At 43.6% G+C, this 9824-nt stretch carries 9 protein-coding genes and 2 rRNA genes; 3 read left to right on the top strand and 8 right to left on the bottom strand.

The window, feature by feature from the left end:
- From OMU_RS10115 to OMU_RS10100, 4 genes are all read right to left on the bottom strand, one after another.
- A 23S ribosomal RNA gene (locus tag OMU_RS10115) occupies positions 1 to 1210 on the bottom strand; the annotation flags it as partial.
- 240 nt (positions 1211 to 1450) lie between these two features.
- A 16S ribosomal RNA gene (locus tag OMU_RS10110) occupies positions 1451 to 3009 on the bottom strand.
- Between the two features lie 356 nt (positions 3010 to 3365).
- Positions 3366 to 3728, bottom strand: coding sequence for a hypothetical protein (locus OMU_RS10105; protein ID WP_171030593.1), 363 nt, complete (start codon positions 3726 to 3728; stop codon positions 3366 to 3368).
- Positions 3729 to 3813: 85 nt separating this feature from the next.
- Positions 3814 to 4194 (bottom strand): CvfD/Ygs/GSP13 family RNA-binding post-transcriptional regulator, encoded by a 381-nt coding sequence (locus OMU_RS10100; protein ID WP_016179825.1) that lies wholly within the window; start codon positions 4192 to 4194, stop codon positions 3814 to 3816.
- A gap of 77 nt (positions 4195 to 4271) precedes the next feature.
- On the opposite strand from OMU_RS10100, the gene OMU_RS10095 reads away from it, so the two are divergent.
- Positions 4272 to 5438, top strand: coding sequence for a MalY/PatB family protein (locus tag OMU_RS10095; protein WP_016179824.1), 1167 nt, complete (start codon positions 4272 to 4274; stop codon positions 5436 to 5438).
- A gap of 59 nt (positions 5439 to 5497) precedes the next feature.
- On the opposite strand, the gene OMU_RS10090 is transcribed toward OMU_RS10095, so the two are convergent.
- A complete protein-coding gene (locus OMU_RS10090; RefSeq protein ID WP_016179823.1) occupies positions 5498 to 6085 on the bottom strand; it encodes a peptidylprolyl isomerase in 588 nt (195 codons plus the stop codon).
- 131 nt (positions 6086 to 6216) lie between these two features.
- On the opposite strand from OMU_RS10090, the gene OMU_RS10085 reads away from it, so the two are divergent.
- Both OMU_RS10085 and OMU_RS10080 read left to right on the top strand, forming a co-directional pair.
- Positions 6217 to 7200, top strand: coding sequence for an NAD(P)/FAD-dependent oxidoreductase (locus tag OMU_RS10085; protein WP_016179822.1), 984 nt, complete (start codon positions 6217 to 6219; stop codon positions 7198 to 7200).
- 59 nt (positions 7201 to 7259) lie between these two features.
- Entirely contained in the window at positions 7260 to 7769 is a 510-nt protein-coding gene (locus OMU_RS10080) for a phosphatidylglycerophosphatase A family protein (RefSeq protein WP_016179821.1), read from the top strand.
- A 19-nt stretch (positions 7770 to 7788) separates the two neighbouring features.
- Here the strand turns inward: OMU_RS10080 and OMU_RS10075 are convergent, their stop codons facing one another.
- The 3 genes from OMU_RS10075 to OMU_RS10065 are packed head-to-tail and all read right to left on the bottom strand — an operon-like array spanning position 7789 to position 9809.
- Complete coding sequence (locus OMU_RS10075) at positions 7789 to 8424, bottom strand: TIGR01906 family membrane protein (protein WP_016179820.1); 636 nt, start codon at positions 8422 to 8424, stop codon at positions 7789 to 7791.
- Entirely contained in the window at positions 8414 to 9184 is a 771-nt protein-coding gene (locus OMU_RS10070; RefSeq protein WP_016179819.1) for a TIGR01457 family HAD-type hydrolase, read from the bottom strand. The genes OMU_RS10075 and OMU_RS10070 overlap by 11 nt, the downstream gene beginning before the upstream one ends.
- 4 nt (positions 9185 to 9188) lie before the next feature.
- Complete coding sequence (locus OMU_RS10065; protein WP_016179818.1) at positions 9189 to 9809, bottom strand: YutD family protein; 621 nt, start codon at positions 9807 to 9809, stop codon at positions 9189 to 9191.
- Positions 9810 to 9824 lie beyond the last annotated feature (15 nt).

Below are 9824 nucleotides of genomic sequence, written 5' to 3'. Positions count from 1 at the left end.
TGGTGTGTTCCACAGCTTCGGTAAACTATTTAGCCCCGGTACATTTTCGGCGCAGGGTCACTCGACTAGTGAGCTATTACGCACTCTTTAAATGGTGGCTGCTTCTAAGCCAACATCCTAGTTGTCTGTGCAACCCCACATCCTTTTCCACTTAATAGTTATTTGGGGACCTTAGCTGGTGGTCTGGGCTGTTTCCCTTTCGACTATGGATCTTATCACTCACAGTCTGACTCCCAGAGATGAATGGATGGCATTCGGAGTTTATCTGAATTCGGTAACCCGAGATGGGCCCCTAGTCCAAACAGTGCTCTACCTCCATCATTCTTACTCTGAGGCTAGCCCTAAAGCTATTTCGGAGAGAACCAGCTATCTCCAAGTTCGTTTGGAATTTCTCCGCTACCCACACCTCATCCCCGCACTTTTCAACGTACGTGGGTTCGGTCCTCCAGTGCGTTTTACCGCACCTTCAACCTGGACATGGGTAGATCACATGGTTTCGGGTCTACGACCACTTACTCATTCGCCCTATTCAGACTTGCTTTCGCTGCGGCTCCGTCTTTTCAACTTAACCTCGCAAGTAATCGTAACTCGCCGGTTCATTCTACAAAAGGCACGCTATCACCCATTAACGGGCTCTAACTTGTTGTAGGCACACGGTTTCAGGATCTATTTCACTCCCCTTCCGGGGTGCTTTTCACCTTTCCCTCACGGTACTGGTTCACTATCGGTCACTAGGGAGTATTTAGCCTTGGGAGATGGTCCTCCCGGATTCCGACGGAATTCCTCGTGTTCCGCCGTACTCAGGATCCTCCTAGGTGCCAGTCAAATTTTGTCTACGGGGCTTTTACCCTTTCTAGCAGACCTTTCCAGGTCCTTCGACTATCTCACTGGACTACCATATCGGAGTCCTACAACCCCAAGAGGCAAGCCTCTTGGTTTGGGCTTTTCCCGTTTCGCTCGCCGCTACTCAGGGAATCGATTTTTCTTTCTCTTCCTGCAGGTACTTAGATGTTTCAGTTCTCTGCGTCTACCTCTAATCAGCTATGTATTCACTGAAAAGTAACATCCTATAAAAGATGTTGGGTTTCCCCATTCGGAAATCTCCGGATCAAAGCTTACTTACAGCTCCCCGAAGCATATCGGTGTTAGTCCCGTCCTTCATCGGCTCCTAGTGCCAAGGCATCCACCGTGCGCCCTTATTCACTTAACCTTATCTTGACTTTCGTCAAGGGTCTTACTAATTCCCATGAGCGATCATGTTCCTTAGTAATAAATAAGCAATTGAACTTATTAAAAAACTCATTCAACGCGGTGTTCTCGGTTTGTTTAAAATTGTTTCTGTATCCAGTTTTCAATGAACGATTTGAGAGTAGACCTCTCAAAACTGAACGAATAAAAGCAATCCTGTGTAGTTTCCGTAACGTTCATCTTCGATGAACTATTTCCTTAGAAAGGAGGTGATCCAGCCGCACCTTCCGATACGGCTACCTTGTTACGACTTCACCCCAATCATCTATCCCACCTTAGGCGGCTGGCTCCAAAAGGTTACCTCACCGACTTCGGGTGTTACAAACTCTCGTGGTGTGACGGGCGGTGTGTACAAGGCCCGGGAACGTATTCACCGCGGCGTGCTGATCCGCGATTACTAGCGATTCCGGCTTCATGTAGGCGAGTTGCAGCCTACAATCCGAACTGAGAGAAGCTTTAAGAGATTAGCTTAGCCTCGCGACTTCGCGACTCGTTGTACTTCCCATTGTAGCACGTGTGTAGCCCAGGTCATAAGGGGCATGATGATTTGACGTCATCCCCACCTTCCTCCGGTTTGTCACCGGCAGTCTCGCTAGAGTGCCCAACTAAATGATGGCAACTAACAATAAGGGTTGCGCTCGTTGCGGGACTTAACCCAACATCTCACGACACGAGCTGACGACAACCATGCACCACCTGTCACTTTGCCCCCGAAGGGGAAGCTCTATCTCTAGAGTGGTCAAAGGATGTCAAGACCTGGTAAGGTTCTTCGCGTTGCTTCGAATTAAACCACATGCTCCACCGCTTGTGCGGGCCCCCGTCAATTCCTTTGAGTTTCAACCTTGCGGTCGTACTCCCCAGGCGGAGTGCTTAATGCGTTAGCTGCAGCACTGAAGGGCGGAAACCCTCCAACACTTAGCACTCATCGTTTACGGCGTGGACTACCAGGGTATCTAATCCTGTTTGCTCCCCACGCTTTCGAGCCTCAGCGTCAGTTACAGACCAGAGAGCCGCCTTCGCCACTGGTGTTCCTCCATATATCTACGCATTTCACCGCTACACATGGAATTCCACTCTCCTCTTCTGCACTCAAGTTTCCCAGTTTCCAATGACCCTCCCCGGTTGAGCCGGGGGCTTTCACATCAGACTTAAGAAACCGCCTGCGCTCGCTTTACGCCCAATAAATCCGGACAACGCTTGCCACCTACGTATTACCGCGGCTGCTGGCACGTAGTTAGCCGTGGCTTTCTGGTTAGATACCGTCAAGGGATGAACGTTCTACTCTCATCCTTGTTCTTCTCTAACAACAGAGTTTTACGATCCGAAAACCTTCTTCACTCACGCGGCGTTGCTCGGTCAGACTTGCGTCCATTGCCGAAGATTCCCTACTGCTGCCTCCCGTAGGAGTTTGGGCCGTGTCTCAGTCCCAATGTGGCCGATCACCCTCTCAGGTCGGCTATGCATCGTTGCCTTGGTGAGCCGTTACCTCACCAACTAGCTAATGCACCGCGGGTCCATCCATCAGTGACGCAAAAGCGCCTTTCAAACCGAAACCATGCGGTTTCGATTGTTATACGGTATTAGCACCTGTTTCCAAGTGTTATCCCCTTCTGATGGGCAGGTTACCCACGTGTTACTCACCCGTTCGCCACTCCTTTTCTTTCGGTGGAGCAAGCTCCGGTGAAAGAAAAAGCGTTCGACTTGCATGTATTAGGCACGCCGCCAGCGTTCGTCCTGAGCCAGGATCAAACTCTCATAAAAAGTGTTTGAAACAGTCTTGCGACTGTTAAGCTCAATTGTAATAATTGACTTGCTAGCATATTGCTTGCTATGTTGTTTGCTTCTATATAGTAGAAGCGCCCTACACATTTGGTTTGTTTTATTCGTTCAGTTTTCAAAGGTCTACATTGTTTGTTGCTTTGTTTCAGCAACTTTTATATCTTAACAGGTTACCAAGCAAATGTCAATAACTTTTTTGAATTTTTTTTAATTTCAAAATTCATCGTTCGGCTTTTGCTGTATCAGCAACGTTTATTAATTTACCATTTAATCATTCCATGGTCAACTATTTTCTTCAAAAAAAAGAAACTTATTATTCATAAGCTTCTTTTTCAGGTTTATTCAAATAATGGTACACCTTCAATTTCGATTGTTCCAAGGATTTTTCTGACGCTGTCTGGACTCTCCCAAGCAAATCCTTCGGGGAGCTCTGTAGCTTCTTCACTAGTCATTTCAAATACATATAACGGCAAACTAGCACCGTGTGATTGTGTATTCGTTAATTCGACTAGCCGAATATTATTAACATTAATATGTAGTGTCGCCTTCAAGAAATTCAAAAAACTAGCTAAAACGGTGTTTTCGGCTTTGGTATCAGTGCGAGCAAATTCTTTCTCTTTTCCTATTTCGTGAACTAAAAAACGCTTCGATCCATCTTCTAAATGCAACATGATTGTTCCTGACACTTGTTTTGTCACAATTTTCACCTCTGCAAAAGCTAATCGTAAATCGGAATCATTGTATCACGTTTTCAGAAAAAAAGATATTCTTTGCATAAAATAAGCCTTAATTTTCAACTTGTTCTTTCAATAGAAAATCGATTGCCTCATCCGTCCAAGCGGGCATGTTTTTCTCTAAGGAGCGGAAGCCTATGTTTTTATTGCGATTTGTAAAGTAACGTTTCCGATGGTAAGGCACTTCAGCGGAATGCTCTGCCAACGTTCGCAAAGATAAACTGATCTTCTTAGTATATTCATCAATATCAATAACTTGTACCTTCACCACTTGTCCAACCTCTAAAAAGCTGTGTATGTTTTTTGTGTAACCAGACTGTACCTCTGATATGTGGACTAATCCTTGTGTCTGAGCATCTAATGAGATGAACGCACCATATGGCTGAATACCTGTGACTTGCCCTTCGATAATATCTCCAATTTTATATCCCATTCATTTCCCTCTTTTCGCATGTTTCATTATACTGTATTTATAAACAAAATTGAAGTTAGCCATCAGGAGGAAGAGAAATGACAAATTTTGAACAACCGATCGATCGCCTTGGCTCTAACAGCGTCAAATGGGATGCGATCCTTAAGTCCTATAATGAAGAGAACCTTTTGCCGTTGTGGATTGCCGACATGGATTTCAAAGCGCCCGCCGGCGTCTTACAAGCCTATCAAAAATTGTTAGAACATGGAATCTTAGGTTACGCTGATACACCTGATACACTTTATACCGCTATCAGCAATTGGGAGCAGGAACATTTTAAGCTTGCCGTAAGAAAAGAAGAGATTCTTTTTTTCTCTGGTGTCTTAGCAGGAATTACTACAGCGATTCAAGCCTTCACAAAGCCAAATGACGTAATTTTAATCCACGATCCTGTTTACCCTCCATTTGCAAACATCATTACGACGAATCGTCGGCAATTGGTTCGAAGCCAATTAGTCGAGGAGAATGGACATTTTGTAATGGACTTGGCTGACATGGAGGAAAAATTCAAACAACACCAGGTAAAAGTTATGATTTTATGCAATCCTCACAATCCCGGTGGAAGAGTTTGGACGAAGAAGGAACTCTATCAATTAGGCGAACTTTGCCAAAAATATCAAGTGCTTGTCTTAAGCGATGAGATTCATCAGGATTTAGTGTTTCCGCCGAATAAAATGACTTCATTTTTTAATGCCGGAGAAGGCTTTAGCAACTTTAGCTTACAATTTACTTCGATGACAAAGACCTTTAATCTAGCGGGAATCAAAAATTCCGTTGTTTTTGTCAAAAATGAGAAACTGCGCAGCCAATTAATCCGTAAGCAAGAAGAGAACTTTCAACAAGAAATCAATACCTTTGGTTTAGTCGGTATGGAAGCGGCTTATGAAACGGGTGAAGAATGGTTAGCCGAACTACTACCTTATATTCAATCCAATATTACTTATACAATGAACTTCTTCCGAGAACAGCTGCCAAAGGTAAAAATCATGGAGCCTGAAGGAACCTATCTATTGTGGTTGGATTTTTCGGAATACGATCTTTCTGATAAGGAATTAGAAGAGCGCTTCGTCCATAAAGGCAAGGTTGTCTTAAATACAGGGGTTAGCTATGGGCCAAGCGGGAAGCAGCATATGCGTTTGAATGTCGCCTGTCCGCGAGTAGTTTTAGAAGAAGGCTTAAACCGAATCGTAAGAGCATTAAGTTAAATTAAAAAAGGTTCCCTGCTCAATTTGCGGAGCAGGGAACCTTTTTCTAATCATTCTTATTATTCAGTAACCTCGATTGATTCGATGACAACATCATGCACAGGCTTATCTTGCGCGCCACGTTTTACAGCACCAATCTCATCAACCACGTCCATACCTTCAACAACATGACCAAAAACCGTATGACGGAAGTCTAACCAAGGAGTTCCGCCTTGTTTATAGGTTTCAACGATTTCTCCCGGGAATCCAGCTTCTTCTAATTGTGTCATCATATTAGCCGGCACATTTTGATTGTTCACGATAAAGAATTGACTGCCATTTGAGTTCGGACCAGCATTTGCCATTGATAATGCGCCACGCAGGTTAAATAGATTACGTGAAAACTCATCTTCAAATTTCTCACCGTAAATACTTTCGCCACCCATACCAGTACCAGTTGGGTCGCCCCCTTGGATCATGAAATCAGGAATGACACGGTGGAAAATTACGCCGTCGTAATAGCCCTTCTTCGCTAATTCGATAAAGTTCTTAACTGTCTTTGGTGCTTCTTCAGGAAATAGTTGAACCGTGATATCACCCATATTAGTTTTGATCGTCGCTTTAGGACCTTTTTCTTCTGTTAAGTTTAATTGTGGAAATTGAGTCACTTCAATGTCCTCCTTTATTTTTTTGCTGTGTCCATCATAACAAACTTTTTGCGTTTTGCCACCTTTACAAGCCAAGCGTTTCTTTCTCTCTCATTTATTTGTTACAATCGATGGAAAGAAAGGGTGTTGATATGGAAATTTTTGATATAACCATTGTGGGTGCAGGACCAGTCGGCATGTTTGCGGCATTTTACGCTGGGATACGCCAAGCGAAAACAAAGCTGATCGATAGTTTGCCACAGCTAGGCGGACAGCTGACGACACTTTACCCTGAAAAAAATATTTACGACATTCCTGGATTCCCGATCGTTAAAGCGGCGGATCTGGTAAACAATTTGGAAAAGCAATTACGGACTTTTTCCCATACTTACTGCTTAGAAGAAGAAGTTTTGGAATTGAAGCAGCATGAGGACTATCTTGAATTAATTACCACGAAGGATACTCACTATACAAAGTCAGTAGTACTGGCTATCGGTAACGGCTCCTTTCAGCCAAGACGATTAATGATCGCTGATGCGGATACATTTGAAAATCACGGAATCGATTATTACATCAACGATCTGATGAAATATGCCGGCAAAAAAGTGGCCATCGCTGGCGGCGGGGATTCTGCGATCGATTGGGCATTAATGCTAGAGCCAATCGCTGCTGAAGTTTCGATCATTCATCGACGAGATACCTTCCGAGGACATGAGCATAGTGTTGAAAAACTAAAGAAATCGTCCGTCAATATCTACACGCCTTATATTCTTAAAGAACTTCATGGCGAACAGGATTTGGAAGATTTGACTTTACAAAAGGCAAAAAGTGATGAGACAATTACTTTAAATGTGGATTACTTGATCGTCAATTACGGCTTTTCTTCTTCTTTGGATCATTTAAAATCGTGGGGACTAGAAAGCACACGGCAAGCGATCCTAGTTGAATCGGATATGCGCACGTCAATTCCTGGCGTCTATGCCTGCGGAGATATTTCTACCTATGACGGCAAGGTGAAATTGATCGCCACAGGAATGGGGGAAGCTCCGACTGCTGTCAATAATGCCCTGCATTATATAAATCCCAAAAACCGCACGCAACCTGGACACAGCACCAGCCTATTTCCACAAATCTAGCTTCAGCTGGAGGTCGTGTCGTGCAATGTCAGCTGCACAAACTAAAAAGGAGGTACAATATGGTATTCGAAACGACTGCTCTTGAGCAAAAAGCACGTGAACTTCTTGAGGAGCGCGGAGTCACTATTAGAGATATTGCAGACTTGGTGTTCTTTTTACAAAAGGATTATATTGAAAAATTGGACATCGAATTATGTATCCATAGTGTGAATCGCGTATTGACCAAGCGAGAGGTACACAACGCCATTATCACGGGGATCGAGCTGGATAAGTTAGCCGAACAAAAAAAGCTGGATTATCCATTGCAAAATATCCTTGAAGAAGATGAAGGTCTTTATGGAATCGATGAAATCATGGCTCTGTCGATCGTCAACGTTTATGGTTCTATCGGCTTCACAAATTATGGCTATATCGATAAAGTGAAGCCTGGAATCTTGAAGAAGCTTAACGAGCACGATGGTGTGCATGTTCATACTTTTTTGGATGATCTCGTTGGTGCGATCGCCGCGTCAGCTGCCAGTCGTCTAGCGCACGAGCATCCTCGCAAATTAGATTCAATCGTTAAATAAGGACAACAAAAAAAAGAGCTTAACGCTCTTTTTTTAATGCCCTTTTACCAAAATAGATCGGTAATAGATAAAAAATTTCTAGCAAGATAAAAAATAAAATGAAGCAATGCAGGAAAAATGTCTCTGGCAGCACATTAATGATCGGGTCCGTTGCCGGATTAAAAATCCATGCGTCATTGTTGAAAAAGACCCCATGAAACATCACGAAGAAGCGATCAAAATTCACTGCCATCAAAAACGCGATCACGATCGGTACAACAACCGCAATGCGGAATGGCTGGATCAGCTTCCACAGACACTGTTGTTTCATTAACTGACGTATATAAAGTATGCTGGGCACGACTGTTACCAATAATAAGCCGTAATTCAGTAAGAACAGCTTTTTGACTTCATAAAAATGCAATGCGCCGCTAGATGAGACTGGAAAGTCTGTCATTTTAAGTGTCTTTATCCAAGGCAAATTCAAATAGCGCATTAATTGATCAAAGTTATGCAGCAGCTCTTTTTCAGAAAGTGATGTATAATCCAACAAGTCTAACTGTCCGATATCAAACTGATAGAGCCAGCGGGCATTAATCGTCAGCGTAATCGCCAGTGTCAGCAAAGTCACTAGCAGGCAAATCAATCCAATGCGTTCTAGCCACTTATTCTTCATTGAAACGCCACTCATCTAACGAGTCCACTAAATAAGTCGGCGGTACTGGCAAAGTCGGTACATCTGCCTTTTGAGTAAAGCCTGACAATACCAAGAGAGTATCAATTCCATTATTGATTCCCGCTAAGATATCGGTCGTGTAATTATCTCCCACCATCAGCACATTTGCTTTTTCCATACCTAAGGTTTCTACTGCTTTCTCCATAATGATCGCTTCTGGCTTGCCAATATAGATGGCCTTTTGTTGCGTGGAGGCTTCGATCATGGCAATCACCGAGCCAGCGCCCGGCAGCAGACCACGTTCAGTTGGGATATTTTTATCAGGATTTGTTCCAATAAAGGTCGCACCCTTTTGAATCGCCAAGGTTGCCACGACAAACTTCTCATAAGTAACGTCCGTGTCCAATCCCACCACTACATAATCAGGTGTCTCTTCCTCCCAGACATATCCCGCAGCTAAAATCGGTTCAATCAAGCCTGGTTCACCGATTACATAGACCTTCTTGCCTTTATTTGCATCATTCAAATAATCAATCGTGGCAAGTGTCGCAGTATAGACTGTCTCTGGTCCCACATGGATCGAGAATTCATTAGCCAATCGATTGGCTACTGTCTCTGGTGTTTTTGTCGTATTGTTGGTCAAAAATAAAAATGGAATCTGGCGCGCCTGCAATTGCTCAACAAAGCGGCGACCAGCAGGAATCGGCTCGCTTCCGCGATAGATCGTTCCATCTAGGTCAATCAGGTATCCTTCGTACATCCTATTACTCTTCCCTTTGACGAATTACAAAGCGTTCGTCTTTTTCTTTTGTCTTTGTAGGTGTTTCCTTTTTTGGCTGACGGTTTTTGATTACTGGTTTTTTCTTTGGCTTATTGGTTACTGGAACTTTTTTCTCCTCCACGTATGCTTGAGATTTGTCCTTCCGCTTGCGTTTGCGTTTTTTTCGCGTTTGCTGGCGTTTTCCGCCTGTCCGTTCCAAGACAAAATAAGCACAACCAAAATTGCAGTACTCATACAAATAATCTTCTAATGTATCAATCCGCTGCTCCGGTAAGCTTTTTCGATCGTCTTCGCGGAAAAAGCCCTTTAAGCGCAACTGGTCATAGCCCCAGTCACCAACAATGTAATCATAGCGTGTCAAGACCTCACTAAAGCGTTCACCTAAACGTTCGGCATCAAAGCCTTCACGATAATTTCTAACTAAGCGGTATTGGCGTTCGCCAATCAAAAGATTACTATCATCGACAAATACGACGGTTTCACCTTTTTTCTTTTCTTCAGCGGGTGTCTCAACGATTTCATCTAAGACCTCAGCCAATTCTTCTGTGACTGTTTTTTCTGAATTGTTTTTCTGTTCTTTTTTGTCTCTTTTTTCTTTTGCCATCGTTTCACCACCTGT

This window comes from Enterococcus avium ATCC 14025 (assembly GCF_000406965.1).
GTDB lineage: Bacteria > Bacillota > Bacilli > Lactobacillales > Enterococcaceae > Enterococcus_A > Enterococcus_A avium.
Note: the sequence above shows the minus strand (reverse complement) of the source record. Positions and strands in the feature narration are given on the sequence as shown.

Excerpts from the sequence above, each read along its gene's own strand:
- OMU_RS10075 (WP_016179820.1), bottom strand. The coding sequence starts at position 8,424 with ATGAAGAATAAGTGGCTAGAACGCATTGGATTGATTTGCCTGCTAGTG.
- OMU_RS10080 (WP_016179821.1), top strand. The coding sequence starts at position 7,260 with ATGGTATTCGAAACGACTGCTCTTGAGCAAAAAGCACGTGAACTTCTT.
- OMU_RS10095 (WP_016179824.1), top strand. The coding sequence starts at position 4,272 with ATGACAAATTTTGAACAACCGATCGATCGCCTTGGCTCTAACAGCGTC.
- OMU_RS10070 (WP_016179819.1), bottom strand. The coding sequence starts at position 9,184 with ATGTACGAAGGATACCTGATTGACCTAGATGGAACGATCTATCGCGGA.
- OMU_RS10085 (WP_016179822.1), top strand. The coding sequence starts at position 6,217 with ATGGAAATTTTTGATATAACCATTGTGGGTGCAGGACCAGTCGGCATG.
- OMU_RS10100 (WP_016179825.1), bottom strand. The coding sequence starts at position 4,194 with ATGGGATATAAAATTGGAGATATTATCGAAGGGCAAGTCACAGGTATT.
- OMU_RS10065 (WP_016179818.1), bottom strand. The coding sequence starts at position 9,809 with ATGGCAAAAGAAAAAAGAGACAAAAAAGAACAGAAAAACAATTCAGAA.